Source organism: Monashia sp. NPDC004114, from assembly GCF_053603855.1.
Map to the genome: position 1 here is coordinate 15,881 of NZ_JBSGGK010000022.1, position 25,334 is coordinate 41,214.

Sequence of the window (25,334 nt, forward strand, 5' to 3'; positions counted from 1 at the left end):
CGGCCCCGAACCTCTATGCGTCCAGCGTCGGCTCAGAGGATGCCGCGGTCGTGGAAGGCCTTGGTGACGGCCTTGGCGGCCGAGTTGCCGTAGAGGTGCTGCGCGGACGCCACTGTCGCGACGGCGGCATCGTGGAACGACGTGTCGACGGCGAAGTCGAACTGCGCGTCGACGATGAGCGTGGTCGCCTTCGTGTCGCCGAGCGCACCGCGGATGTCCCACAGGGCGCGGGACCAGATCTCGCCGTCAGCGTGGACCTCGCCGACCAGGTCGGTCGGGTAGACCTTCGTGCCGTCGAGACGGCGCAGGCAGTGCGGCACGGTCCGCGTGTACGACGTCGAGTCCCAGTCGGCAACGCAGGCCTCGGGAGTCTTCGTCGGCGCTCCCGCGGCCCAGCTGGTCACCACCACCGCGAGGTAGTCGCCGAACGCCTCGCCGATCGCGCCCGACTCGAGGTTCGTGCCGAACCCGGGCACCTGGCCGTCCTGCACCGAGTGGCCGTACTCGTGGACGATGACCTCGGCGTCCTCGGCGTCGTCGACCCCGCCCTTGCCCAGCGTGATGTTCGCCTTGTCGTCGCGGAAGAACGAGTTGTCGCCGCCGAACTGGTCGATCCGCACCTCGATCTGCCGCTGGTTGACGGGCCGCAGCGTGCTGCCGAAGCCGAGATGCTGCAGGTACCGCTGCGCCGTGGTCACCCAGAAGTAGCCCATCACCTGCTCGAACTGGTCGACGTCACGGTGGTATGCCGGGAAGGCCCCGTTCACCGCGGCCGCGGGCTTGCCCGTCGAGCTCTTCACGCGCGCCCACGCCCCCGTGAGGGTGCCGGAGCCGTCGAGGTCGGTGAGGGTCACCCGGTGGTATGCCGGTGCGAGCGCCGCGTAGTCGGCGTCCTTGGCGTCGGTGAGCGACTCGATCCCGAGGTCCTGCACGGGGTTCGGGAGGAACACGGTGCCGGCGGCGGTGTTGGTATACGGGGCCGGCGCTCCCTGCGCGGGGACGGAGGCGACCGCGGCGATCGCCAGCGATGCGGCGGCAGCGATGCCGCAGATGGTGAGACGTGTGGTCATGCGGCCCATCCTTGCCCCGAAGGTCGCCGGCCGTGGGGTTTATGCGCTGTGCGGTTTACGCGACGTGCGGTACAGGTGCCGTGCGTGTTACGCGGCTTGCGATCCGATCTGTCTCATCTGTCGCGCGAGCAGCGGCCCGCACGAGTCGAATTGGCACGTGCGTTCGGCCTGCGCGAGCGCCTGTCCGATGAGAGGGTGGGCGCTGAGGACGACCCGGCTCACGGCGACGCCGATAGCACGCGGTCGGTCGGCCCCATCACACAGGTCTGGCACGCCAGACCCAGGGTTCCCTGACCACCGCGCCCGCTTGCCCTGGTGCTGGCTCAACCTCGAAAGGACACCCACATGGTGTTACGCCGCGCCCACCTAGCGCGCATCGGTGCCATGACGGCACCGGCCCTCGTTCTGGCTGCGTTCGCGCTGCCGACCGTCACGGCGGAGGCAGCGTCACAGTCGCTCGCCCTCGCCGGCACCTCGTCCCCCGTGACGGGCGCGTTCGCGTCCGGTGACCAGGGACCGGAGTTCCCCGCCGACGAGCCGGAGGACGGCCCCGACGCCCAACCCGGGACCGTTGCGAACCGGACGCTCTCGCAGGGGCACAAGGCCGGCAACGGCATCACGGTCCCCAGCAGCACCAAGGCGAAGTCGAACCCGACCTTCGTGAACGGGTTCGAGGGCCTGAACCACTACCAGCAGCGGTACTCCCGTGGTGGTAACCAGTTCAGCATCGAGCCACCGGACCAAGGCATGTGCGCGGGCGGCGGCTACGTCGTCGAAGCGGTCAACGATGTCATGAATGTCTATGACACCAATGGGAACTCGCTCCTGCCCGACAACACGGCGACCAACATCGTCGGCGGCTTCCCGAGGAACGTGCACCACGCCGTCGACCTCAACTCGTTCTACGGCTACCCGGCCGCCGTCAACCGCTCCACAGGGGCTCTCGGACCGGAGATCACCGACCCGACCTGCATCTACGACACGGCCACCCAGCGGTTCTTCCTCGTCGTGCTGACCCTCGACCGCAACGAGAGCGGGGCCCTGAACCACGTCAACCACCTCGACCTTGCGGTCTCGCAGACATCCAACCCGACCGGCAGCTGGAACATCTACAAGCTCGATGTGACGAACGACGGCTCCCACAACCCCGGGGAGGGCAACGAATGCCCGTGCCTGGGCGACTACCCGCACATCGGGGCGGACGCCAACGGGGTGTACCTGACGACCAACGCCTACCCGTGGGAGGGCAACGGCTTCAACGGCGCTCAGATCTACGCGCTGTCCAAGGCCCAGCTGGCAGCGGGCGCCGCGAACGTCACGATGCAGCACATCGACACCTGGGGCATGGTCAATGCACCGAGCCAGGCCGGCGCGACGCAGCCGGGCTTCACGGTGTGGCCCGCCCAGTCGCCGGGGACGAGCTCGTTCAGCCTCGACAGCAACGGCACCGAGTTCGCCCTCAGCTCCAACGCAGCGGACGAGGCGAAGCGCCCGATCACCGGCACCGGCGGGGACTACACGTCGAGGCAGCTCGTGGCCTGGGCGATGACGAACACTGCCTCGCTCAACACGCCGAACGCGAACATCCAGGTGAGCAACAAGCTCGTCGATGTCGGCCTCTATGCGCTGCCGCCCAAGCAGCAGCAGCCCGGCAGCGGATCTGCGCCCACCACGGCTACACCGCAGGGCACCTGCATCAACAACACAACGACCCCGACCATCGCCGGCATGGGCTGCTGGAAGCTCCTCTTCGGGGCGGAGCCGGCGCACAACGAGGTCGTGTCCACGCCCGACTCCAACGACACCCGCATGCAGCAGGTCACCTACGCCAACGGCAAGCTGTGGGGGGCCCTCGACACGGCCCTCACGATGAACGGCGCGACCCGCGCCGGCGTCGCGTGGTACGTGGTCAAGCCCGGCGGCAGCAGCGGCTTCGCGCCGAAGCTCTCGCTCGGCGGCTACCTCGGTGCCTCGGGGAAGGACTTCACCTACCCGGCCATCGGCGTCACGTCCAGCGGTCGAGGCGTCATGGCCTTCACCGCCACCGGTGACCACACCTTCCCGAGCGCGGCCTACGCCCCGATCGACGGCGTCGCAGGCGTCGGCGCCTGGGGCATCGTCCCAGGCGGAGAAGGGCAGGCCACGGCCGACGGGTTCACCAGCTACAAGTCCCAGGTCGGAAGCCCGATCCGCACCCGCTGGGGCGACTACGGCGCGGCGTCGGTCGACGGCACCCGCGTCTGGCTCGCCAGCGAGTACATCGGTGGCGCGTGCGACTACGCCGCATGGGGCGGACCCTTCTTCGGCGGCACGGGTGACAACCTGCTCGGCACCTGCGGTGGGGCGAACCATGGCCCCGGCACTCGCACGGCGCTGGCCAACTGGTCCACCTTCGTGAGCAGCTTCGTCCCGTGACGTCACGACGTCCGGGCTGACCGCTGCGCCTCGCACACCGAAGGGCCGGCTTCCCCGGTAGTACCAGGGAAGCCGGCCCTTCGGGCATGCTCAGCCGGACGGCATACCTCCGGCTCCTCAGCCGGACGGCATACTGCCGACGCTCGGCGGGTCGATCGCGAAGGTCGCGAGCTCGTCGTCGGTGAGCAGTCGTGACCGGATGAGGAAGCGGACGCCTTCGGGCGCCTCGACCGAGAAGCCGCTCCCCCTGCCGCGGACGACATCCACGGTCAGGTGGGTGTGCCTCCAGTACTCGTACTGCAAGACGGACATCCAGAAGGCAACCGGCTCGTCGAGCCCGTCGACCGCGAGGTCGCCGAGGTGAACGTCCGCCTCGCTGGTGATGAAGTCACCGGCCGGGTAGCACATCGGCGAGCTGCCGTCGCAGCAGCCACCCGACTGGTGGAACATCAGCGGCCCGTGGATCCCGGTGAGGCGGCGGAGCAGGTCCGCCGCCTCACCGGTGAGGTCGACCCGGCTGGGGGAAGCCGTTGGCTCACCGGAACGACCGGCTTGGGGGGACACGTCGTCCACCTGGGGCACCACCCGGTCAGAAGAAGCCGAGCGCGTCCGGGGAGTAGGACACGAGCAGGTTCTTCGTCTGCTGGTAGTGGTCGAGCATCATCTTGTGGTTCTCGCGGCCGATGCCCGACTGCTTGTAGCCGCCGAACGCGGCGTGCGCCGGGTACTGGTGGTAGCAGTTGGTCCAGACCCGGCCGGCCTTGATGCCGCGGCCCATCCGGTACGCGCGCGAGCCGTCGCGGGTCCACACGCCGGCACCGAGGCCGTAGAGCGTGTCGTTGCTGATGGCGAGCGCGTCGGCCTCGTCCTCGAAGCTCGTGAGCGAGACGACCGGACCGAAGATCTCCTCCTGGAAGATGCGCATGGAGTTCCTGCCCTCGAAGACGGTCGGCGCGACGTAGTAGCCCTCGGCGAGGTCGCCGTCGAGCACGTTGCGCTCACCGCCGGTGAGGACCTTCGCGCCCTCCTGACGGCCGATGTCGAGGTAGGAGAGGATCTTCTCCAGTTGGTCGTTGCTCGCCTGGGCGCCCATCGTCGTGTCGGTGTCGAGCGGGTTGCCCTGCTTGATCTTCTCGACGCGCGCGACGGCGTCGGGCACGAAGTCGGAGTAGATCGAGCTCTGCACGAGCGCGCGCGACGGGCAGGTGCAGACCTCGCCCTGGTTGAGGGCGAACATCGTGAATCCCTCGAGGGCCTTGTCGTAGAAGGCATCCCGCTCGCTCGCGACGTCCTCGAAGAAGACGTTCGGGCTCTTGCCTCCCAGCTCGAGCGTGACGGGGATGATGTTCTGCGATGCGTACTGCATGATCAGGCGGCCCGTCGTCGTCTCACCCGTGAAGGCGATCTTCGCGATGCGCGGCGACGACGCGAGCGGCTTGCCGGCCTCGACGCCGAAGCCGTTGACGACGTTGACGACGCCTGCGGGCAGCAGGTCGCCGATGAGCTCGATGACCTTGAGGATGGACCACGGCGTCTGCTCGGCGGGCTTGAGCACGACCGCGTTGCCGGCGGCCAGCGCCGGCGCGAGCTTCCACACAGCCATGAGGATCGGGAAGTTCCACGGGATGATCTGGCCGACGACGCCCAGCGGCTCGTGGAAGTGGTAGGCGACGGTGTTCTCGTCGATCTCGCTGCTCGAGCCCTCCTGGCCGCGCAGCACCCCGGCGAAGTAGCGGAAGTGGTCGACGGCGAGGGGCAGGTCGGCGGCGAGCGTCTCGCGCACGGCCTTGCCGTTCTCCCAGGTCTCGGCGACGGCCAGCGCCTCGAGGTTCGCCTCGATGCGGTCGGCGATGCGGTTGAGGATGAGCGAGCGCTCGCCGAGCGGGGTACGGCCCCAGGCGGGTGCCGCGGCATGGGCTGCATCGAGGGCAGCCTCGATGTCCTCTTCTGTGCCGCGCGCGATCTCGGTGAAGGGCTTGCCGTTGACGGGCGAGATGTCCTCGAACCAGAGGCCCTTCTTCGGGTCGACCCAGTTGCCGCCGATGAAGTGGCCGTAGCGGTCGAGCACGGTGACGAGCGAGTCCGGCGAGCCGGGTGGTGCGTAGACGGTCATGGTGGTCTCCCAGCGTCCTTGGTGGTTGCCCGGCGGTTCGGTCCGTCGAGGTTGAAGGCGACGCTAGGGAGCGCAACGTTGCAACCACGTTGCGTCCACCGGCTGCCCCCGGCAACACACCGAGAATCCGCGAACCTTGACGGTTATTTCCGGAGGAGTTTGCGACTGCTCGGTGTGTTGCGGGGCTCGGGGGGTATGCCGGGTCGGCGGGTTGCTCGGGTATGCCGGGTCGGCGAGTTGGTCCGGTATGCCGGGTCGGTTGCTCGGGTCGGGCTCGGTCAGGGGGTGCCGAGCTCGCGGTCGAGGCGGTTCAGCTGGTTCTGGACGAGCGGCAGCAGCGCCGATGCAGGACCGAGCAGGGCCGCCTGGGCCTGCCACATCTCGTAGTCATCGGCGCCGGACGCCGAGCGGGTCCACGCCGACATGAGGTCGGCCCGGCCGCTGCGGAGCAGGGCCCGGCGCAGGGTGCCCTCGATGCTGTCCCGCAGCCGGGCCACGCCGGGCGCGGTCGAGCGCGGCAGCAGCGGCCCGCGATAGGCCCGCATGGCACCGGCCACGTCACCGGCAGCGAGCGCAGCCTCGACGGCGAGCCAGTCGCCGGAGAGCTCGGCCGCCAGTCGATAGGGCCGTGAGGCCAGCAGGTCGTCCCCGAGCAGGGACCGCAGTCGCCCGAGCTCGACCCGAAGGGTGGACGCGCTGCTGTCCTCCTCGTAGAGCAGCACGGCCAGCTCGTCGCCTGACAGCCCGCGCGGGGCGGAGGCGAGCAGGAGCAGGATCTCGCTGTGCCGCGGGCTCAGGCGAAGCGTCTGGCGGTGGCCACGCCCGTCGTCGACCGTCAGCAGTGCGTCGTTGCGACCCAGCGCCTCGATGAGGACCGAGAGGCTTCGTCCCGCGGACGGCTCGGCCCCGGTGACCCCGGCCGGCCCGCGGACCAGCAGCTCCCGGGCGAGCTCCGACTCGGCCATCCGGGCCGCGGCCCGGACCATGGCCATGGTCTGCGGCACCACGATCTCCTCACCACCCGTGATGTCGAGGACGCCGAGGATGCTCTGGTCGGACGGGTCGTGGATCGTCGTCGCGGCGCAGCTCCACCGCTGCACGGACCGGCGGAAGTGCTCGGCACCCACGACGTTGACCGGGCCGTCGAGGCGCAGGGCCACGCCCGGAGCGTTCGTGCCGGCGAGGCGCTCGTCCCAGTTGCTGCCCTCGACGAAGCCGATCGACTCCGCGCGGCGCAGGATGCTCGGCGAGCCGCACACCCAGAGCAGCTGACCGGCAGAGTCCGACACGGCCATGACCGCGTCGCAGTCGCGGGCCGCCTGGCCGAGGACGTCGTCGAGCAGCGGGAACACCCGCGCCAGCGGATGAGCCTCGCGGTAGTCCCGCAGCGCGTCGGTGGGCAGCGTGATCGGGGCGTCGACGGCGTCGACCTGCACGCCGGCCGCCGCAGAGCGCACCCACGAGTCCGCCACGTGGGCCCGGATGCCGTTCACCTCGGCCATGAGCCCGATTGTGCACGCACGCCGGCCGCATCCGACAGGCCCAGTGACCACCGGCACACCGCGCGGCACAGCGCTCGCACAGCGCTCACACACCGCCCGCTACCCGACGCGGCGCCTGCACAGGCACCACAAGGCAGGACACATGCCGCACACAAGGCACGTCAGCGGGTACGGCGAGGGTGAGGCCCTCCTGAAACTGAGGTGGCCTTACGTGAAAGGGGTGGTCAACGGCCCGATTCAGGCGCACCATGAAGGAGACCGCCCACAGGATCATCAGGGAACAGTTCCGAGGAGCGACGAATGTCACGACGAGCCCCCTACGTGCCCGACGGAGTGCCGGTACTTTCTCGCGGCCGCCACCGCAACGCTCGCAAGGGCGCGTGCTTCATGGAGATGGCGTCCTTCCTGGCCGGTGAGCGTTGGAGCGACCACCCCAACTGCACGCATCCCGTCCTCGCGACGCTCGCGCGGTGCGTCAACGACATGCTCGACGAAGCGAACCGTCAGCGTCTGGTGATGATGATCCCCGAGGTCGTCGGCCTCAACCCGGACGACGAGCGCGTCGCGGTCGCCTTGATCCTGGCGTCGGCACGGGCGGCCATCCCGGTCGCGGCCGAGGAGCGCCAGAACGTCATGGCGCTGGCGATCCTCAACGCCGAAGGCGTGCTCGCCGAGCGTGACGGGCACTCCCACGGGCAGCTGTCCGAAGCCTCCCGCAAGGCGCTCTCCACCGCGCCGGCCGCCGAGCGCTGGGCACGAATCCATTTGGCACGCATGGGCTTCAATGCCGCGGCAGTGCGGCCGGCCAACGCCGCCAAGATCGTCGCGCTCGCCGTCGACGGCGTCGCCCGCGCGTGCATCGACGACACCGAGGACCGTCTCGTGCGCATGGTTCGCGACGGCATCGACGTCGTCAAGACCTTCGTGCCGCTCGAGGAGGAGCAGGTCACCGTCGTGGCGCCGTGGACGCAGCAGGCCGCGCCCGTCGTCGAGGACCGTGCCGAGGTGAAGCGCCCCGCCCGGCTCTGACCGACACGGTCAGCTACCGAGCCATTCCACCACCCCGGTAGCGCCGGTCAGGCGCTACCGGGCTCGACGATGCCCTGGAGCCGGGTGAGAGTCAGGCCCCAGCCCTGCTCGATGCCCTCGCGCTCCTCGTCGTCCTCGAACCCGTCGTGCGTCAGGGTCACCCGGGTGCCGCCGTCGCCGTCGGCCGCGAAGCGCACGTCGACGTGTGTCTCGTGCCCTCCGATGAAACCCCACGTGTGGGCCAGGACGGCCGGCTCGACGACTGCGGAGTAGACCCCGCGCAGCGCGAACCCCGCTCCCATGTCGACCTCGTGACGACCGCCTGGCTGAACGTCCAGCCGCGCCGTGGTGCTCAGCGCAGGGTTGGGGCAGTACCACTGCGCGAGCTCGTCGGCGCGCGTCCACGCCTCCCAGACGCGACTGGGTGGGGCGGCATACGACCTCTCGATGACCAATGGCTCGACCATGGGTCCACCCTGCCAGCCACCGGTGTCAGTGCTGCCAGCGAACCGGGAGCCGCTTGACGCCGCGCTGGAAGTTCGACCGCAGCAAGGCCGGGTCGCCCGCCGGCTCGAGCCACGAGGTGCGCGCCAGCACCTCGGCGAACAGGGCCCGCAGCTGCACCCGCGCCAGGTGTGCACCGAGGCAGAAGTGCGGGCCGTGCCCGAAGGCGAGGTGCGCCCCCGCGTCCCGGGTGACGTCGAAGTCGTCGGGACGGTCGAAGACGGCCTCGTCACGGTTCGCCGACGCGAACGACACGACGACCTTGTCCCCCGCCGAGATCGCCTGTCCGCCGACCTCGGTCGCCGTCGTCGCCGTCCGCCGGAACACCATGACCGGCGTCCACCACCGCAGCATCTCCTCCACCGCGGTGGGTATGCCGGACGGGTCGTCTCGCAGCGCCCGCTGGGCCTCCGGGTGGCGCAGGAGCGCGATCATGCCGCCCGGTATGCCGTTGCGCAGCGTCTCGTTGCCCGCCACCGCGAAGAGCCAGAAGAGGTTCTCGAACTCCTCGATGGTCACGTGACCGGCGCCGCCCGCGGAGTCGTCGCGCTGCGCCATGAGGATCGACATGACGTCGTCGCCGGGGTCCGCACGCTTCCGCTCGCCCAGCGCAGCGGCATACGCGTAGAGGTCGGGCATGCCGGAGCGGCTCCGCGGGTCCGGCATGCGCCCGTCGGCATCGGGCGCGGGACGGAGCGCCGTGGCCACCGCCGCGAGGTCCGAGCCGCCGCCGACGTCGTCGAAGGCGGCGCTGACGGCATAGTCCGGGTCCTGCCACCCGATGACGCGGTTCGACCAGTCGAACAACAGCCACCGGTCCTGCGCCGGCACCCCGAGGATGTCGGCGAGCGCTAGAAGGGGCAGGTCGGCAGCGACGTCCTTGGCGAAGTCGCACTCGCTGGGCCCGTCGAGCATGCGGTCGACGATCGCCGAGGCATGGGTCCGGATCTGACCCTCCAGCGCCGCGACAGCCCGGGGCGTGAACGACCGCGCGAGCATCCGCCGGATCCGCGAGTGCTCGGGCGGGTCCAGGTTGAGCATCATCCGGCGAACGAACGTCAGGTCTGCGGCTGTCGCCGGGTCGCGGATCTGCGTGCCACCCAGCTGCGAGGAGAAGGTCGCCGGGTCACGCAGCACCCGCGTCACGTCCGCGTGACGCAGCACGAGCCAGTAGCCCGGGCCCTCCGGCCAGCCGGCCTGCTCGGGCTCCTCGACCCGGACGACGCCGTGCTCGCGGCGCAGGTCCGCGAGCACGGCATACGGCACGTCCTCGACATACGTGGCGGGGTCGTGCAGCAGCCTCGTCGCCTCCTCGAGGCGCACGTCTCAGCCCTTGAGGAACGACTCGATCACCGTCGCGAGGTTCACGGGTGCCTCGAACATCGGGTAGTGGCCGGCGTTCGCGATGACCTCGACCCTGGCGTTCGGGTAGTACGGCACCCAGCACTGCTCGACGTACGTCTTGCTGAGGGCGGGGTCGTGCTCGCCGACGACGAGGAGCACCGGGAGCTCGCTGCCGCTGACGTCGTCGGCGAAGTCCGGGTTCGCCCACGCCTCGAGGACGTTGGCGAAGGCGTCTCGGGTCGAGGTCGCGAGCGAGAAGTCCGTCATCCAGTTGAGCCAGACGGGCGTGTTGCGGTTGCCCGTGGTGATGTCGATGATCGCGTAGCGGTTGTCGCGGCTGTCGGGCGCGCCCCAGAAGAGGTCGCGGCCGGCGTCGTCGAAGGGGAACGGCGTGCAGCCCACCGGGGCGATGCCCACCAGCGCCTCGACGCGCTCGGGCGCCTTGGCCAGCACCCGCTGGATGAAGGTGCCGCTCATCGAGTGCCCGATGAGGGAGAACCGGTCGACGCCCAGCTCGTTGGCGAGGGCGATGATGTCGTCGGCGATCTCGTCGGCCGACTGGTCGCCGGACTCGTGCTTGCGCCCACCGTAGCCGCGGATGTCGGTGAAGACGTAGGTGAATGCCTCACCGTCGAGGAAGGTGGGGAACAAGCCCCAGCCCTCGGACGACCCGAACCACCCGTGGGAGACGAAGACGGTGCGCGGGCCGTGCCCGACGACGCGGTGCGGAATGCTCATGTCGCTCCTTTGCAGACGATGCAGTCGCTCTCGCCGAGCCTAGGCCAGTTGGCTGCACGAACGACGAGTGGCCACTCCCGCGGGGGTGCGGAAGTGGCCACTCGAGGCGTATGCCGTTCAGCGGGTCTCGCGGAAGTCCACGTGGGTGCCCGCCACCGGGTCGAACTTGCGCAGCACGAGCCGGTCGGGGTCGCTCCTGCGGTTCTTGCGAGTCACGTAGCTGTAGCCGGTGCCGGCGGTCGAGCGAAGCGTGACGACGGGGCGCAGGTCGTTGCGCTTGGCCATTGAAGCTCCTCGGGGTGTCATCTGCGGTGGGCCGGACGCCCACCGTGGATGAGAACCATTCTCGACATGCCGGCATTCCCGGGGATGAGGCGTGAACGGCACCCGGCGGCGCCCGGCGGCACCCGGCTCAGACGATGTCGTCCAGTGGGCGCAGCTCGTCGGCGTAGGACACCGAGGTGCGCCGCAGCACGCCACTCGGCGTGAGGACGTACTGCCCCATGCGCCAGAGCGGGGGCGAGTAGGCATGGATCGAGACGGACCCGGCATCGCGACCGGTGAGGCGGTGGATGTGCTCCGCCCCGAACGAGTAGGCGAGCCCCGCCTCGACATCGGTGTGTGCCAGCGGCACCCCGACCGTGAGGTTGTGCTCGACGAGGGCACCCTGCGCGACGGCGACGGCCCCGCACGAGATGTCATGGTCGTGCCAGCCCGTGTCGTTGGCGGGGGTCCAGCAGAGCACCCAGACATCGACGTGCGCATCGCGGTGCAACGAGACGTAGTGGCGCTGGTCGTCACTGAACGCGACGTGCTCGGCCCACAGTGAGCGGTCGCGGGCGACCGAGGTCACGAGCTCGAGCAGCTCGGCGGGCTCGAGGTCGCGCGAGGGCAGGTGCTCGAGCGTCACGCCGGACGCCACGTCCTCGTGCCGTACGGCGGCCTGTGCCGGAAGTCCGTCGGGTCGCGGACCGGAGGTCTCGGCGAGTGCGCCGGGAGCGGTTGTCGTCATGGGGTGCCTCCCAGGAGAAGTCGACGTGGGTTGGTGAGCTGGATGGAGCCGGCGGCGGCGCGACCCATTGCGAGTCCCTCGCCATCGATCGGCTCGCAGTAGGGCCGGTCGCTGCCGAGGACGATGGCGTCGATGCCGAGCGCCCGGGTGAGGGCGTCGACGGCCTGCCGTCCGTATGACGACGTCTCGACGAAGACGTCGGGGTCGATGCGGCGGACCGCTCCCCCTCGCGCGACGAGCCGCTCGTGGTGCACGGGCGCCAGGCCCGCGCCGGCCGCGAAGCAGATCCGAAGCTCCGGCAGCAGCGGTCGACCAGCCTCGTGCCACGACCACCAGGCGGCTTGCATCTGGGCCGTGTAGTCGACGACTGGCGCCCACCAGGCCGGCAACCGCGCTGCCTGGTGGGCATCGGTCTGGGCGACCGGTCCGGGATGGACCAGGACCGGGCGGTTCTCGGCCTCGCAGACTGCGAGCGTCGGCGCCAGCGTCTCGAGCAGGTGGGGAGTCGCGAGCCAGGTTGCCGGGACCTGGAGCCCGACGAAGCCGGTCTGCAGGTGATGCTTCAGCTGCTGCAGGTCTGGGTCGACGAGCGTGACCGACGCCCACGCCGCGAACGGCTCCGGCAGCAGGGCCGCGCCCTCGTGCCAGGCCTCGAGCAGCGGCGCGGCCTCTTCGCCCGGCAGCGTCTCGATGTCGAGCGGCGAGGACAGTGACACCAGGGCGAGGCGGCCGGCCGGTTCGAGGCGCGCTCGCAGGTCGGGGTCGTGGTCGTCGGGGTCGACCTGGAACGGGGCCTCGCCGTCCAGGTGCAGGACCCAGCCGTCCAGCCGAGGGGCAGTGCGGCGCCGGCGCAGGGCCTCGACGAGCTGCTGGGGCCACAGGTGGCCGTGGACGTCGATCGTGCGCCCCTCATCAGTGCCGCCACCGGAGGCCTCGAGCAGGTGCGCCACGGCTCCCGGACGGTCGGTGGGACCGGGGTCTGCCGTGCCGAAAAGCCCTAAGCCCATCACGTCCTCAATCCGGTTAAGCGATTCACTGAATCCCTTCAGTGAACCGCTTAAGTGAGGTGTAGTCAAGAGCTGGTGTCCGCCGTCTCGGATACGTTGTCCCCGTGAACGACCGAGAGCGGCGACCGACCCTGAGCGACATCGCTCGCGAGACGGGCCTGTCGGTCGCAGCCGTCTCGTACGCGCTGCGAGGCCTCCAGGTGCCGGAGGAGACCCAGGTGCGGGTGCGCGAGGCCGCCGACCGGCTGGGTTATGAGGTCAACCCCATCGCCCGCGCCCTCGCCTCGGGTCGGACCGACACCGTCGGGCTGCTGTGCGGCTCGTTGCACGACAGCTGGCAACAGGCGGTCGCTGCCGCGCTCGTCTCCGCCCTGCCCGAGGTGGGGCTTCGCGCGATCATCGTCGACGGGGGCTCGGATCCCGAGCACCAGCTTGCTGAGGCCAGACGGATGGTCAACCAGCGGGTCGACGCCATCATCGTGATGCCGATCGACCCGGCCGAGAAGCACTGGCGTGACATCTCTGACGCCGTGGCGGTCATCGCGGTCGGCGACGCGCTCCCCGGCGCCGCGCCGGCCGCCCAGATCGTCTACGACAACGACTTCGGGGTGCGCGATGGCCTCATCCGCCTCGCCGACCTGGGCCACCGGCATATCGCCGTGCTCTCACCCAACGACCTGCACACCCCCGACCGGCCCGCGGAGGACGTCGCCCGGCAGGTCAGCCGCGAGCTGGGCATTCGGGTCAGTCTGCACACGTGCGCCTACGACCTCGACTCGGCCAGCGATGTGGCCACGGAGGTGTTGAGGTCGCCCGATGCCCCGACGGCCTTCTTCGGCCTCGCCGACTCGATGGCCTGGGGGGTCTACTCGGCCGCAGCCGAGCTCGGCCTGAGGATCCCGGACGACGTGTCCGTCATCGGGTACGACGACACTCCCGTGTCTCGCCTGTTGCACCCGGCGCTGACGACCTACCGCTGGCCCATGGGTGAGCTGGTCGAGGCGGTCGTCAGCCGCACGCTGAAGGCGATCGAGGGGCGAGGCAAGAGCCGGAGGCTGGTGATCAGCCCCGTCCCGGTCCCGCGCGGCTCGACGGCCCCTCCCCCGTCGTGAGGGAGGGGCCGTCGAGCCGAGCAGGGGTGGCCGGCTGTGCGCTCAGCTCAGTCCGGCGCTCTTGAGGAACTCGGTCGCGACCTCGTCGGCGTCCTTCTTGTCGATGACGACCTCCTTGACGAGCCCCGCCAGCGTGGTGGTGTCGAGCTTGGCCGACACGGCGTTGAGGGCGGAGGAGACGGTGTCGTTGACCTTCGACTTGGTCATGAGCGGGACGACGTTCTGTGCCGCGAAGAGGAACTTCGGGTCCTGGAGCACGACGAAGCCGTTCGCCGGGATGTTCGGGTCGGTGGTGAACAGGTTGGCGGCCTGGACCTGACCGTTCTTGAGGGCCTGGACGGTGAGGGGGCCTCCCGCGTCGAGCGGCTTGAACTCCTTGAAGGTCAGGCCGTAGATCTTCTTGAGACCCGGCACGCCGGTCTCTCGGGTCTTCCACTCCGGCGGGCCACCGAGGACGAGGTCCTTGGCGGCTGGTCCGAGGTCGGCGATGGACGAGAGGTTGTACTTGGTCGCGGTGTCCTTCGTGACGACCACGGCGTCCTTGTCCTCCGCCGCCGACTTGTCGAGCACCGTGAGACCCGTCGGGAGGGCCGCCTTGAGCTCGTCGTAGACGGCCTGGGAGTCGGTCGCCTTGGCGGACTTGTTGAAGTACTGGTCGAGAACACCGGTGTACTCCGGGACGAGGTCGATGGAGCCGTCCTGCAGGGCCGGGATGTAGGTCTCACGGCTGCCGATGTTGGGCTTGGTCTCGACCTTGACACCCTTGGCCTCGAGTGCCTTTGCGTAGATGTTCATGAGCAGCTCGGACTCGGGGAAGTTGGCCGAGCCCACCGTGACGGTGCCGCTCGCCGCTGGTGAGCCGGCGTTGGTGGGCTGGTCCAGGGGGCTCCCCCCACCGCTCGAGCCGCAAGCCGCGAGACCGGCCAGAGCCAGTGCCGAGACCGACGTGAGAACCGTCTTGCTGTGCTTCATACTCTTCTCTTTCCTGTGGGCGCTGACCAAAGGGATCAGTTGACCGTGCCGACCGTGACGGTCGTGGTCGTGAGTGAGTCTGATGTGGACCGAGCCGCGGCACGACCACGGCCCGAACGGAACCTACCGGTGACTCCGCGTGAGACGACAAGCCGCTGGATGACGGCGGCCACCAGGTCGATGGCGAGCGCCAGCGCCGCGACGAGCACGGCTCCGGATGCCATCTGGGGGTAGTCGCGGACGGCGAGCCCGTCGATGAGGAAGCGGCCGAGCCCGCCGAGACCCGCCGTGGCGGCGATGGTCGCCGTGGCGACGACCTGTAGCAGGGCCGAGCGCAGTCCCGAGAAGATCAGCGGGAGCGCGCACGGCACCTCGACCTTGAACAGCACCTGCCACCCGCGCATCCCCATCCCGCGCGCGGCATCCCGGGCCGCGGGGTCGACCTCGTCGATCCCGGCATACGTGCCCGCAAGGATCGGGGGGATCGCCAGCACGATGAGGACGATGAGGCTCGGGAGCAGGAACGCGAGATCGCCCGAAAGGCTCGGTCCCAGCCACAGGACGATGAAGTAGAGCAGGCCAAGGGTCGGGATGGCTCGGGCGAAGCCCGAGATGTTGACGACGGCGAACTTGCCGCGCCCGGTGTGGCCGACCCACATGCCGGCCGGGATCGCGATGATCGCCGCGATGCCCGTCGCGAGGAAGACGTACTGGATGTGCTCGAAGAGCCGCTGGACGATGTCGTCGCGGTTGGCCGGGTCCGTGAGCCAGCTGATGATGTCGTTGACCATCAGGCGGTCCTCCCTCGGGTCCAGGGGGTGAGCAGCCAGGTGACGACCACGATGATGACGTCGAAGAGCAGCGACAGCACGCCGCACGCGATGATGCCGGTGACGATCGGTGCGAAGAAGTCGCGGTTGAAGCCGTCGGTGAACAGCGAGCCGAGCTGCTCGACCCCGATGATCGCGGCGACGCTCACGATGCTGACGTTGCTGACTGCGGCCACGCGCAGGCCGGCCGAGATGACCGGCACGGCCAGCGGCAGCTCGACGCCGAGCAGCCGCCGGACCGGGCGGTACCCCATCGCGTTGGCGGCCAGCCGCACGTCGTCAGGCACCGCGCCGAGCCCGTCGGCGACCGTCCGGACGAGCAGCGCCACCGTGTAGATCGTCATGGCGACGAGCACGTTGTTCGGGTCGAGGATCTGGGTGTGCAGGATGCCGGGAAGAAGGATGAACACGGCCAGCGACGGCAGCGTGTAGAGCAGACCGGTGCCGATGATGAGCGGCGGGTAGAGCCACGAGTAGCGGCGGGCCAGCCAGCCGACGGGCAGGGCGATGAGCAGGCCGAGCAGCAGCGGGACGCCGGCGAGGTAAGCGTGCTCGACGAACAGGTCCCACACGTCGTCGATGTGCGAGGTGAACCAGTCCATCAGTCGACACCGGCCTCCGACACGGCGGCGACGCTCTGCGTCGGCGCTTCGCGCTGGCTCACCGCGGCCGCCTCGATGGGCTCGATGAGGTCGCGAGCGCGGACGGTGCCCACGAAGGCGCCGTCCGGCCCGACGATGACGCCCCGGCCGGAGGGCGCGGACAGGGCCGCGTCGAGGGCCTGCCGCAGCGAGCCCTCGGTCGAGCCGACCGTGCCTCCGCGGTGCAGCGCCTCGGTGGTCACGGGCCCGCGCAGTCCTGCCTGCTCGACCCATCCGAGCGGGCGCCGCTGCTCGTCGAGCACGAGCACCCACGGGTCGCTGGTGACCGCGCGGACCTCCGCCTCCGACGCGCCGAGGCGGGTGGTCGGCTCGGACATGGTGGGGAACGGCGCGCTGCGGAAGCCGAGCGTGCGATAGCCGCGGTCGCGCCCGACGAAGTCGGCGACGAAGTCGTCGACGGGGCGGGCCAGCAGCTCCTCCGGCGGTGCGAGCTGGGCCAGCTTGCCACCGACCCGGAGCACGGCCACCTGGTCGCCCAGCTTGATCGCCTCGTCGATGTCGTGGGTGACGAAGACGATCGTCTTGCCGATCTCGCCCTGGAGCCGCAGGAACTCCTCCTGGAGCTGGTCGCGCACGATCGGGTCCACCGCGCTGAACGGCTCGTCCATGAGCATCACCGGCGGGTCGGCCGCCAGCGCGCGAGCCACCCCGACTCGCTGCTGCTGACCACCGGAGAGCTGCGACGGGTAGCGCTTCGCGAACGACTGGGGCAGACCGACGCGGTCCATCAGCTCGAGCGCCCGGCTCGTCGCCTTCGCGCGGTCCCACCCGAGCAGCAGGGGGACGGTCGCGATGTTCGCGACGATGGTCTTGTGCGGGAACAGGCCCGCGTGCTGGATGACGTAGCCGATCCCGCGGCGCAGCTCGGCGCTGTCCATGGAGGACGTGTCACGGTCGTCGACCATGATCCGGCCGCTGGTGGGCTCGATCATCCGGTTGATCATGCGCAGCGACGTCGTCTTGCCACAGCCGGACGGGCCGACGAGAACCGTGATCTTTCCGGTGGGCGCGGTCAGGCTGAGCGCGTCGACGGCGACGGTGCCGTCGGGGTACTCCTTGGTCACCGACTCGAAACTGATCATCGGCTGGTCACCTCACTGGTGTCGTGGGTCGGGAACAGGGTGCGCGCGATCGTTCGAGCCTCCGCGGCGACGGCCTTGCCGACGTCACGGCTTCGTTCTGGGTCTAGACGATAGGAGGGACCGACGACATTGAGGGCTCCCGCAACGCCGCCGATCCACGTGATGGGAGCAGCGATGGCCGTCACGTCCTCCTCAACACTCGAACGCACGACCACGTAGCCCCATTCCGGCGTGCGCCCCTGCAGGACGGCGCCGATGGCCGTGGTCTCCAGTGGGACGGTGCGCCCGACCCACCCGGCGTGTCGGATCGAGTACGTACCCTCTGCCATCGCGATGTAGACGGCCCGGTCCGGACCGCTCGTGATGGCGAGATAGGTCGACTCGCCGCAGCGGGCGCACAGCCGCTGCAGTGCCGGCTCCGCCGCCTTGATCATCTGGTTGCGCCCGAGGGCCGCAGCCCCGAACCGGAACGAGAGCGCTCCGGGATGGAAGTCGCCTCCCGGGTCGCGACTCACGAAGTCGAGCACCTCGAGAGTGCGCAGGAGCCGCAGGGCGGTCGTCGGGGACAGCCCGACGGCCCGAGCACACTCGGACAGGCTCGTCGGCGCCGACTCGCACACGTGGGCGAGGAGCCCGAGCGCACGCTCGACAGAACGGGTTGATGAGGGGCCGCTCGTCGACGGTCGCGCTGCGTCGGCGTTCGGCTCCGGATGTGCGGCGGCTCGCCCTGGCTCAGGGCGGCCTGCGGGCCGCACTGCGGTGGACTGCTCTGGTCGTGTCATCGGTGACACCTCGTCGCGCCTTCGAGCCTGAGTCTGGCTGGTCTCTCGGGACGGTCGCTCTGGACGGTGGATCCGGACGTCGACCTGGGACGGTCAAGGGCTTTCATTGTGTGGCATTCCCTTGCTGCCTAGTGGCAGTCTGGCACAGTACACCTCACGCGCGACACCCTTTGGCGCAGGAAATCTCATCCAGGATCTCGAGGACCGCACATGACCATCACGCTGACCGGCCGGAACCTCACCGTCGAGGCCATCGAGTCGCTCGGCGCCGGGACGTCCTTCGACGTCGAATCCGGTGCGGCATACGCGGTGGGCCGGGGTGCCCAAGCGGCTCGGGAGGCCGCCCGGCTGCGGCCCGTCTACGGCCGCACCTCGGGGGTCGGCGCGAACCGCGACCAGGCGACCACGTCAGCCAACCCCGGGCGAGCGCTCCTGCGCAGCCACGCCGCGGGGTTCGGTGGCACGTTCCCCGCGGCGACTGTTCGCAGCGCCTTGGCCGTCCGCGTGAACCAGCTGCTCTGCGGAGCCTCGGGGGCCACCCCCGCTCTGCTCGACGCCCTCGTCGTCGCGGCGAGAGGCACCGACGCCGAACTGCCCGTCATCCACCGTCGCGGCTCTATCGGGACCGGGGACCTGACCGCCCTCGCCGAGGTCGGCCTGACCCTCCTCGGCGAGCGGCCACGAGCCGACGGGACGACGAGTCCGGAGGTCGACTTCGACGAGGCCGACGCGCTGCCGCTCATGTCGAGCAGTGCCTTCACCCTCGCGGAGGCGGCGCTCGGCTGCGTGGAGATCTGGCGGCTCGCGGGCGTCGCGACGAAGGTCTGCGCCCTCTCCTTCGTGGCGCTGCGGGGCAACCCGGAGGCCTTCGGCCCGGCGGTGCAGCACGTGACGCCGTTCGCGGGCGCAGTCGCCGTGGCTGCCGCCGTCCGCGGCCTCGTGGAGCCGCAGGCCGGCGAGCCCGCCCAGCTGCAGGACTTCTTCGGGCTGCGCACCTTCCCGCAGGTGCACGGGCCGCTGGTCGACCGTCTGAACGACCTGAGCGACGTCGTGGAGGCGCTCGTCAACGCGGGCAGCGAGAACCCGGCCGTCGTGCGCCACGACCCGCCCGAGGTTGCCCATCATGGCGGCTTCCACCAGGCCTACCTCGCCCTCGCCGTCGACTCGGCCCTGCTGGCGCTGGTCGGCTCGGCTCACACAGGCGCCTCGCGCCTCGCCCACCTGCTGACCGATCCCGCGACCGGTCTTCCGCGTTTCCTCGCCGGACCGGAGGCGGGCTCGTCCGGCCTCCTCATCCTGGAGTACGACGCCGCCTCGGCCATGGCGCTCCTGCGTGATGCGGCTGCTGCCCCACGGTCGGTGCAGTGGGCGACGGTCTCCGCCGGTGTCGAGGACGGCGCGAGCCACGCCAGCGCAGCCGCTGCCCGGCTCGCCGACGCTGCCGGCGCCTACCGGCAGCTCATCGCCCTCGAGCTCGTGACCGCGGTCCGTGCGCTGGGGATGACCGGCCAACCCGTCGTCGGCGAGCTCGCAGACCTGTTGCAGCGCTGCTCGGACCTTGCCGGCGAGCCCGACGACCACGACCTCGCCCCCGCCGTCGAGGCGGCGGGCCGCATCGTCGACCAGCTCGCCGCGGAGGCGACGCGCCACGGCGCGTGAGACCCACGCCTGCCTCCTGGCCGAGCGCGCTCGGGGGCGCGCTTGCCCCCTCACAGTCGAGTGGGCGCCCCGTCACAGCTCGTATGCCGTCAGATGTCGATCGTGACGCCGCCACCGTGCACGAGGCGGGCGACCACCGCCCCGATGGGGCCGGACCGCGGCTCGCCGGACCCACCGAGCTCGGTCGCGAACGTGGCCGCCACGATGTCTGTCACGAGCACCGTCCACAGGTGTGCGCGAACGAGCATCGCGTGATCCGACCGCGCGACGCGCACGAGCGACGCGTCGAGGCCGTCGGCCTGCATCTTCTCCACCCGCTCGCGGCTGCGGGACAGCCCGCAGATGATGTCCCGGTCACCGTGGATGAGCACCGTTCGGCGCCCGTCGGACGGCACCGGGTCGCTCGGCTCGATCCACGGGGCGAGACCGATCACGAGGCGGACGCCCTCCTCGTCACCGACGTGCATCGACACCCGGCCACCCATCGAGTGGCCCACGAGGACGATCGGCACCCCGGGGTAGGTCGCCCGCACCTGGCTGAGCGCCCAGCGCGCGTCGTCCACAGGCATGGCCGACTCGCCGTTCCAGCCGCGGACCCGGAAACGCAGCCGGGCGACCGCGAGCGGCCCTGGCACCTTCTTCAGGGCCCTCGCGAACGGCACGAGCCGCGCGACGTTGTGCGACCACGGGTGGTTCGGCTCGAACCCCTCGATCGCGCCACCGTGCATGACGAGCGCGACGGCGCCGGCGTGCTGGGGGCGAGCGTCCCACGACAGGGCCGCCAACGGCATCCGGCTCGGGTCGTCGGGAGGGGCTGCGGCTGAGGCCTGGTCAGGGGACGACGTCGTGCTCACACCTTGGTGCGGTGGAAGTTCTTGAACGACCGGCTGGCCGTCGGCCCGCGCTGACCCTGGTAGTGCGAGCCGTATGCCGCTGAGCCGTACGGGTTCTCGGCGGGCGAGCTGAGTCGGAAGAAGCAGAGCTGCCCGATCTTCATGCCTGGGTAGAGCACGATCGGCAGGGTCGCAACGTTGGAGAGCTCGAGCGTCACGTGACCCGAGAAACCGGGGTCCACGAACCCGGCCGTCGCGTGGGTCAACAGGCCGAGACGGCCCAGCGAGCTCTTGCCCTCGACCCGCGCCGCCAGGTCGTCGGGAAGCGTCACCGTCTCGAGCGAGGACCCGAGGACGAACTCGCCCGGGTGCAGCACGAAGACGTCCTCCTCGGACTGCACCTCGACCAGCCGGGTCAGCTCGGGCTGCTCCGCCGCCGGGTCGATGTAGGGGTACTTGTGGTTGTCGAACAGGCGGAAGTACTTGTCGAGGCGCACGTCGATGCTCGACGGCTGGACCATCGCAGGGTCCCAGGGGTCGAGCACGACGCGGCCGGCGTCGACCTCGGACCGGATGTCCTTGTCGGAGAGCAGCACGGGGTCGAGGCTACCGCGCCCGCCCGTCGACCTTCCGCGACGTCGGTGGCTGCCCCTACGTTGGGGCGATGACAGCGGGGACGGACGGGACGGACGACGAGACCGATGGCGTGACCGACCTGGCGCGCCAGTTCCAGCGGCTCGTGCAGCGGATGATGCAGACCATGCCGGACGACGGGCCACCCGGCGCAGCGCTCGAGCCGGTGCTCTCGGAGCATCTTGGCGTGCCCGTCGTGGGACTGCCGGTGGTCACCGAGGCCGTGCCGCCCCACCGCGGGGTCGACGCCGACATCGCGCTCGCCCTGCTGGCCGATGAGAATCCGGACGCGCGGCTCATCGGCCTCACGGGCGACATGCGCCACCACATGACGCTCGGCGACCTGCTGCAGTTCGGCGGTCACGGGCCCGTGCGCATCGGCCAGGTCGACTACCTCCAGATGGACACCGGCCCCGGGCCCGAGGACCGCCGGCAGGTCGTGACGTCGGGGATCCGGCTCTTCACGCATCTCGGACAGCCGGTCGTGGTCAGGGTCCAAGGCCGCAACCCGCACTACGGCCGGGAGACCGGCATGGTCGAGGTCATCGCAGCGGAGCACGCGGTGAGCGAGGCGCTCATCGCCCGGATGCGACAGCTGATGGACGAGCACAGCGTCATCCGCGGCAAGGTCGTCACCCTCGCCGAGGACCCGTACGGCATGGGCATGGCCGGGATCACCTTCCTCGCGCGGCCCACCCTCGACCGCGCCGATGTCGTGCTGCCGGACGGCATGCTCGACCGGGTCGGCAACCACGTCATCGGCATGGGCGCCCATCGTGAGCGCCTGCGCGCCCACGGTCAGCACCTCAAGCGCGGCATCCTGCTCTACGGCCCGCCCGGCACCGGCAAGACCCACACCGTGCGGTTCCTCGTCGGCGCGGCTCCGGAGTCGACCGTCGTCCTGCTCTCCGGCGGCTCGCTGCGTCATATCCACGCGGCGGCCAAGATCGCGCGGGCGCACCAGCCGTCCATCGTCGTCCTCGAGGACTGTGACCTCGTCGCCGAGGACCGGTCGCTCGGGATGGGGACCTCGCCACTGCTCTTCGAGGTGCTCGACGCCCTCGACGGGCTCGACGCGGACGCCGACGTCGCCTTCGTCCTGACGACCAACCGGGTCGAGGACCTCGAGGTCGCGCTCGCCCAGCGGCCCGGCCGCGTCGACCTCGCCGCCGAGATCCCGCTGCCCGACCTGCAGGGCCGGCTCGCCCTGCTGCACCTCTACGGCGGCCACCTCTTCGGCGCCGAAGCCCGGTCCGCGGCAGCGGCCCGCTCGGAGGGCACCACTGCGTCCTTCGCCAAGGAGCTGGTGCGGCGGGCCGTGCTCGCCGCGGCCGTCGCCGACGAGCCGCCCGCCGACGACCATCTGGGCCTCGCCCTCGACGAGCTGCTGTCCGATACCGAGCGGCTGACCCGCAGCCTGCTCGGTGTCGGCGCCGGGATCGCCGGCTGGGGTCCCGACGGACCGCCGGGCGGCTGGGCAGGCGAGCCGGACGGCATACCCATTGGTCCCGGGCCGCTGACCCGGCCGCCGAGGGGTCGGTGGGCCACGACGTCGTTCGGCTGGTTCGGCCCCCCGCCTCCCGGCGTCCAGATGCCGTCACCCGAGCCCTGACGCGGGTCAGCGGGTTCGGCCGGGTCAGCCGGCGAACTCGCGCACCGGTAGGCCGGGCACGTCGACACGCACCCGGAAGACGGCGCCGGCCTCGGGCTCGGGATCGTCCAGGTTCTCGCGCGAGGTCGTCAGGTAGAGCGTGCGCAGGTCCTCGTCTCCGAACGTGCACGCGGTGACCAGGCGGACCGGGAGCTCGACGTCGGCCAGGACCTGCGCGGCCGGCGAGTAGCAGCGCACTCGGCCCGCTCCGTTGAGCGCCACCCAGACGTTGCCCGCACTGTCGACCGTGAGACCGTCCGGGTTCCCTTCGTCATCCGGACGGGAGCCGGGTCCGTGGAACGGGCGCTGGTTCGCCAGCTCCCCGTCGACGACATCGAACATGTCGGTCCCGGCCGGGGTGTCGTTGTAGTAGGCGAGCCGACCGTCGGGCGAGAAGTCGAGCCCGTTCGAGATGGTCACATCGGGCAGCACGACCTCGACGGTTCCGTCGGGGTCGACGCGGTAGAGCCGCGCCCCGCCCGGGGTGCGGTCGTAGGCCATCGAGCCGCAGTAGAGCCGGCCGAGCGGGTCGATACCGCCCTCGTTCATGCGCACGCCGGGGTCGTCCCACAGCGTGAGCCAGGGCTCCGGCATCGAGGCGACGTCGTCCGCGCGCGCGAGACCCCGCTCGGTGCCGACGATCCACCCGCCGTTGCTGCGCGGGCGGATGAACGCGGCGACCTCACCGACGTGCATCCGCTCGACTCGGCCCGTCGGGTCGAGGCTCAGCACGTCCCCGGCGAGCAGGTCCACCCAGCGCAGCCCGCCCCAGGTCGGCGACCACACCGGACCCTCACCGTGGTAGCAGAGCGGGTCGGTGACCTGCTCGGCCACGAGCCGGGTCTCGGCGATGTCTTCGGGCTTGTCATCGGTCATGTCAGCTCCACTGTCAGAACCACTGTCAGAACCACTGTGGTGTCTTGGGGTCAGCTCCACCAGACGCCGACGTAGTGGTGTCCCTCGGGGATCTGCGGTGCGTCGACCAGCCATTCGATCGTCAGGGCCGGGCCTCCGCTGGGCTGGGGCTCCGCGGCGGCGATGATCCCGTCGACCTCGCGCGGCATGAGGGTGGTGATCACCGCGACCCCGCTGGCATAAGGCCACTCGTCCGCCGGGTAGGTCTGGAACTCCAGGCGGTCGAGCTCGACGCGGACATCGTGGACGTCGGGGCGCTCACGCAGGTCCAGCAGGGTTCGGCGGACGTCGTCGAGCAGGACGTCATCGGCGCGGTCCGGAGCGATGCACCACTCGCAGTCGTTGCCGTCGAAGAACTGCTCGAGGGTCACAGCCACCTGCGACTGTGCCCCGCCTCGGGATCGGACGTGGTCGATGAAGGCGGCCTGCTTGTCGTTGTCCATGGCGTGTGGAGGTCCTCGGGACGACTCTCGTCGGTCGGTGATCGGCGATGGCTCGGCGTCGGCTACACTGACGCCGCGTGCCGCCTCAGGCTCACCCCACATCGTGTGTGGCGACCTCGGCTGCGGCCCGTGCGAGCGTAGCTCAATGGTAGAGCGCCAGCTTCCCAAGCTGGATACGCGGGTTCGATTCCCGTCGCTCGCTCCACGCCGAAGCCGCTGGTCGGGACCCGTTTCCCGGCCAGCGGCTTCGTCTTTGCTCCCCACGCGTCGCCTCGCGCGCACCACAGTCGATCACCTGGTCGCGTGTGGGCTGGACCAGCGGGCCAAGCCCGCGACAACCCTCCAACTGGTCGACAGTTGTGGCCGGTTCGCGGCCGAGGCCTCATCTCACGGCGTCATCTCACGTGGCGCGGGTGGCGCAATGGGGGCACACTGTCCCGGTGATCGGCGCCGATTTCGACCGTGTCCTCGCTGAGGCACAGGCCGGGGACGAGGCGGCCTTCGCACAGCTGTGGCGCGACCTCAACCCACCGCTGTTGCGCTACCTGTCCCTCGGTGGCGAGGCCGCCGAGGAGGTTGCCGCCGAGACGTGGGCGACGGTGGTCAAGGGCCTGCGCGCCTTCGTCGGGGATGAACCGGCTTGGCGTGCTTGGGTATTCACGACCGCCCGCCGTCGCGCCGTCGACATCGGCCGCAAGCGCGCCCGCGAGGCAGGGCTCGGCTGGCGCGCCAGCACGTGGGCCTCCGACCACACTCCCGACTGCGCGGACCTCGTCGTCGAGCTGGCCTCGACAGAGGACGCGCTGCGGATGGTTCGCCGGCTGCCCGTCCTGCAGGCCGAGGTGGTGCTGCTGCGGATCGTTGCCGGACTGCCTGTCGCGGAGGTCGCCGCGGTCACCGGGCGCACCCCGGGCGCCGTCCGCGTGGCCTGCCACCGTGGCCTGCAGACGCTGGCCACCTGGGTCGCACAGACCGACCCGGAACCGGGTGTAACAACCGCAGACTCCCGAGCGCTTCGAGGGTGAC

The 25,334-nt window shown here is 70.5% G+C and carries 25 protein-coding genes and 1 tRNA gene; 7 read left to right on the forward strand and 19 right to left on the reverse strand.

The window, feature by feature from the left end; translation table 11 throughout:
• Nucleotides 1-32 precede the first annotated feature (32 nt).
• The gene (locus tag ACWEOW_RS21625) at nucleotides 33-1,070 is read right to left on the reverse strand and encodes a M36 family metallopeptidase (RefSeq protein WP_452271308.1); all 1,038 of its coding nucleotides are present in this window, start codon (nucleotides 1,068-1,070) and stop codon (nucleotides 33-35) included.
• 345 nt (nucleotides 1,071-1,415) lie between these two features.
• Here ACWEOW_RS21625 and ACWEOW_RS21630 point away from each other — a divergent pair, with 345 nt between their 5' ends.
• Nucleotides 1,416-3,485 carry a hypothetical protein gene (locus ACWEOW_RS21630; RefSeq protein WP_452271309.1) on the forward strand — a complete coding sequence of 690 codons (2,070 nt, stop codon included), beginning with the start codon at nucleotides 1,416-1,418 and terminating at the stop codon, nucleotides 3,483-3,485.
• A gap of 117 nt (nucleotides 3,486-3,602) precedes the next feature.
• Here ACWEOW_RS21630 and ACWEOW_RS21635 read toward each other — a convergent pair whose 3' ends face one another.
• The 3 genes from ACWEOW_RS21635 to ACWEOW_RS21645 form a co-directional block, all read right to left on the reverse strand.
• A complete protein-coding gene (locus ACWEOW_RS21635; protein WP_452271310.1) occupies nucleotides 3,603-4,049 on the reverse strand; it encodes a DUF779 domain-containing protein in 447 nt (148 codons plus the stop codon).
• 25 nt (nucleotides 4,050-4,074) lie between these two features.
• Nucleotides 4,075-5,598, reverse strand: a complete 1,524-nt coding sequence (gene exaC, locus ACWEOW_RS21640) for an acetaldehyde dehydrogenase ExaC (protein WP_452271311.1) — start codon at nucleotides 5,596-5,598, stop codon at nucleotides 4,075-4,077.
• A 278-nt stretch (nucleotides 5,599-5,876) separates the two neighbouring features.
• Nucleotides 5,877-7,100: a GAF domain-containing protein gene (locus ACWEOW_RS21645; protein WP_452271312.1), complete on the reverse strand. Its 1,224-nt coding sequence runs from the start codon at nucleotides 7,098-7,100 to the stop codon at nucleotides 5,877-5,879.
• Between the two features lie 300 nt (nucleotides 7,101-7,400).
• On the opposite strand from ACWEOW_RS21645, the gene ACWEOW_RS21650 reads away from it, so the two are divergent.
• Complete coding sequence (locus ACWEOW_RS21650) at nucleotides 7,401-8,129, forward strand: hypothetical protein (RefSeq protein ID WP_452271313.1); 729 nt, start codon at nucleotides 7,401-7,403, stop codon at nucleotides 8,127-8,129.
• Between the two features lie 47 nt (nucleotides 8,130-8,176).
• On the opposite strand, the gene ACWEOW_RS21655 is transcribed toward ACWEOW_RS21650, so the two are convergent.
• The 6 genes from ACWEOW_RS21655 to ACWEOW_RS21680 all read right to left on the reverse strand — a co-directional run bounded on the left by ACWEOW_RS21655 (nucleotide 8,177) and on the right by ACWEOW_RS21680 (nucleotide 12,734).
• A complete protein-coding gene (locus ACWEOW_RS21655) occupies nucleotides 8,177-8,596 on the reverse strand; it encodes an SRPBCC family protein (protein WP_452271314.1) in 420 nt (139 codons plus the stop codon).
• Between the two features lie 25 nt (nucleotides 8,597-8,621).
• Nucleotides 8,622-9,956 carry a cytochrome P450 gene (locus tag ACWEOW_RS21660; protein WP_452271315.1) on the reverse strand — a complete coding sequence of 445 codons (1,335 nt, stop codon included), beginning with the start codon at nucleotides 9,954-9,956 and terminating at the stop codon, nucleotides 8,622-8,624.
• Nucleotides 9,957-9,959: 3 nt separating this feature from the next.
• Nucleotides 9,960-10,715, reverse strand: coding sequence for an alpha/beta fold hydrolase (locus ACWEOW_RS21665; protein WP_452271316.1), 756 nt, complete (start codon nucleotides 10,713-10,715; stop codon nucleotides 9,960-9,962).
• 117 nt (nucleotides 10,716-10,832) lie between these two features.
• Entirely contained in the window at nucleotides 10,833-11,000 is a 168-nt protein-coding gene (gene rpmG / locus ACWEOW_RS21670) for a 50S ribosomal protein L33 (RefSeq protein WP_452271317.1), read from the reverse strand.
• 127 nt (nucleotides 11,001-11,127) lie between these two features.
• The gene (locus ACWEOW_RS21675; protein ID WP_452271318.1) at nucleotides 11,128-11,727 is read right to left on the reverse strand and encodes a cysteine dioxygenase; all 600 of its coding nucleotides are present in this window, start codon (nucleotides 11,725-11,727) and stop codon (nucleotides 11,128-11,130) included.
• Nucleotides 11,724-12,734 carry an amidohydrolase family protein gene (locus ACWEOW_RS21680; protein WP_452271319.1) on the reverse strand — a complete coding sequence of 337 codons (1,011 nt, stop codon included), beginning with the start codon at nucleotides 12,732-12,734 and terminating at the stop codon, nucleotides 11,724-11,726. The genes ACWEOW_RS21675 and ACWEOW_RS21680 overlap by 4 nt, the downstream gene beginning before the upstream one ends.
• Before the next feature lie 104 nt (nucleotides 12,735-12,838).
• Between ACWEOW_RS21680 and ACWEOW_RS21685 the strand changes: the two genes are divergently transcribed.
• A complete protein-coding gene (locus ACWEOW_RS21685) occupies nucleotides 12,839-13,846 on the forward strand; it encodes a LacI family DNA-binding transcriptional regulator (protein ID WP_452271320.1) in 1,008 nt (335 codons plus the stop codon).
• A 42-nt stretch (nucleotides 13,847-13,888) separates the two neighbouring features.
• Here ACWEOW_RS21685 and ACWEOW_RS21690 read toward each other — a convergent pair whose 3' ends face one another.
• Genes ACWEOW_RS21690 through ACWEOW_RS21710 form a run of 5 tightly spaced genes read right to left on the reverse strand, consistent with a single transcriptional unit; the run spans nucleotide 13,889 to nucleotide 18,174 of the window.
• Nucleotides 13,889-14,818: an ABC transporter substrate-binding protein gene (locus tag ACWEOW_RS21690; protein ID WP_452271321.1), complete on the reverse strand. Its 930-nt coding sequence runs from the start codon at nucleotides 14,816-14,818 to the stop codon at nucleotides 13,889-13,891.
• A 35-nt stretch (nucleotides 14,819-14,853) separates the two neighbouring features.
• Nucleotides 14,854-15,609, reverse strand: coding sequence for an ABC transporter permease (locus tag ACWEOW_RS21695; RefSeq protein ID WP_452271322.1), 756 nt, complete (start codon nucleotides 15,607-15,609; stop codon nucleotides 14,854-14,856).
• Nucleotides 15,609-16,250: an ABC transporter permease gene (locus ACWEOW_RS21700; protein WP_452271323.1), complete on the reverse strand. Its 642-nt coding sequence runs from the start codon at nucleotides 16,248-16,250 to the stop codon at nucleotides 15,609-15,611. Before ACWEOW_RS21700 ends, ACWEOW_RS21695 begins: the two co-directional genes overlap by 1 nt.
• Nucleotides 16,250-17,392 (reverse strand): ABC transporter ATP-binding protein, encoded by a 1,143-nt coding sequence (locus tag ACWEOW_RS21705; RefSeq protein WP_452271324.1) that lies wholly within the window; start codon nucleotides 17,390-17,392, stop codon nucleotides 16,250-16,252. Before ACWEOW_RS21705 ends, ACWEOW_RS21700 begins: the two co-directional genes overlap by 1 nt.
• Complete coding sequence (locus ACWEOW_RS21710; RefSeq protein WP_452271325.1) at nucleotides 17,389-18,174, reverse strand: IclR family transcriptional regulator; 786 nt, start codon at nucleotides 18,172-18,174, stop codon at nucleotides 17,389-17,391. The genes ACWEOW_RS21705 and ACWEOW_RS21710 overlap by 4 nt, the downstream gene beginning before the upstream one ends.
• A gap of 210 nt (nucleotides 18,175-18,384) precedes the next feature.
• Between ACWEOW_RS21710 and ACWEOW_RS21715 the strand changes: the two genes are divergently transcribed.
• On the forward strand, nucleotides 18,385-19,833 hold the full coding sequence (locus tag ACWEOW_RS21715) for an aromatic amino acid lyase (RefSeq protein ID WP_452271326.1): 1,449 nt from the start codon (nucleotides 18,385-18,387) through the stop codon (nucleotides 19,831-19,833).
• An 89-nt stretch (nucleotides 19,834-19,922) separates the two neighbouring features.
• Here ACWEOW_RS21715 and ACWEOW_RS21720 read toward each other — a convergent pair whose 3' ends face one another.
• Both ACWEOW_RS21720 and dcd read right to left on the reverse strand, forming a co-directional pair.
• Entirely contained in the window at nucleotides 19,923-20,687 is a 765-nt protein-coding gene (locus tag ACWEOW_RS21720) for a serine aminopeptidase domain-containing protein (protein ID WP_452271327.1), read from the reverse strand.
• Nucleotides 20,684-21,262, reverse strand: coding sequence for a dCTP deaminase (gene dcd / locus ACWEOW_RS21725; RefSeq protein ID WP_452271328.1), 579 nt, complete (start codon nucleotides 21,260-21,262; stop codon nucleotides 20,684-20,686). Before dcd ends, ACWEOW_RS21720 begins: the two co-directional genes overlap by 4 nt.
• A 68-nt stretch (nucleotides 21,263-21,330) precedes the next feature.
• Here dcd and ACWEOW_RS21730 point away from each other — a divergent pair, with 68 nt between their 5' ends.
• On the forward strand, nucleotides 21,331-22,911 hold the full coding sequence (locus ACWEOW_RS21730; protein ID WP_452271329.1) for an AAA family ATPase: 1,581 nt from the start codon (nucleotides 21,331-21,333) through the stop codon (nucleotides 22,909-22,911).
• 24 nt (nucleotides 22,912-22,935) lie between these two features.
• Here ACWEOW_RS21730 and ACWEOW_RS21735 read toward each other — a convergent pair whose 3' ends face one another.
• Both ACWEOW_RS21735 and ACWEOW_RS21740 read right to left on the reverse strand, forming a co-directional pair.
• The gene (locus ACWEOW_RS21735; RefSeq protein ID WP_452271330.1) at nucleotides 22,936-23,826 is read right to left on the reverse strand and encodes an SMP-30/gluconolactonase/LRE family protein; all 891 of its coding nucleotides are present in this window, start codon (nucleotides 23,824-23,826) and stop codon (nucleotides 22,936-22,938) included.
• Nucleotides 23,827-23,876: 50 nt separating this feature from the next.
• Nucleotides 23,877-24,308, reverse strand: a complete 432-nt coding sequence (locus ACWEOW_RS21740; protein WP_452271331.1) for a hypothetical protein — start codon at nucleotides 24,306-24,308, stop codon at nucleotides 23,877-23,879.
• A gap of 131 nt (nucleotides 24,309-24,439) precedes the next feature.
• Between ACWEOW_RS21740 and ACWEOW_RS21745 the strand changes: the two genes are divergently transcribed.
• Nucleotides 24,440-24,513 (forward strand) — tRNA-Gly (locus ACWEOW_RS21745).
• Between the two features lie 235 nt (nucleotides 24,514-24,748).
• A complete protein-coding gene (locus ACWEOW_RS21750; RefSeq protein WP_452271332.1) occupies nucleotides 24,749-25,333 on the forward strand; it encodes an RNA polymerase sigma factor in 585 nt (194 codons plus the stop codon).
• Nucleotide 25,334: the final 1 nt, after the last annotated feature.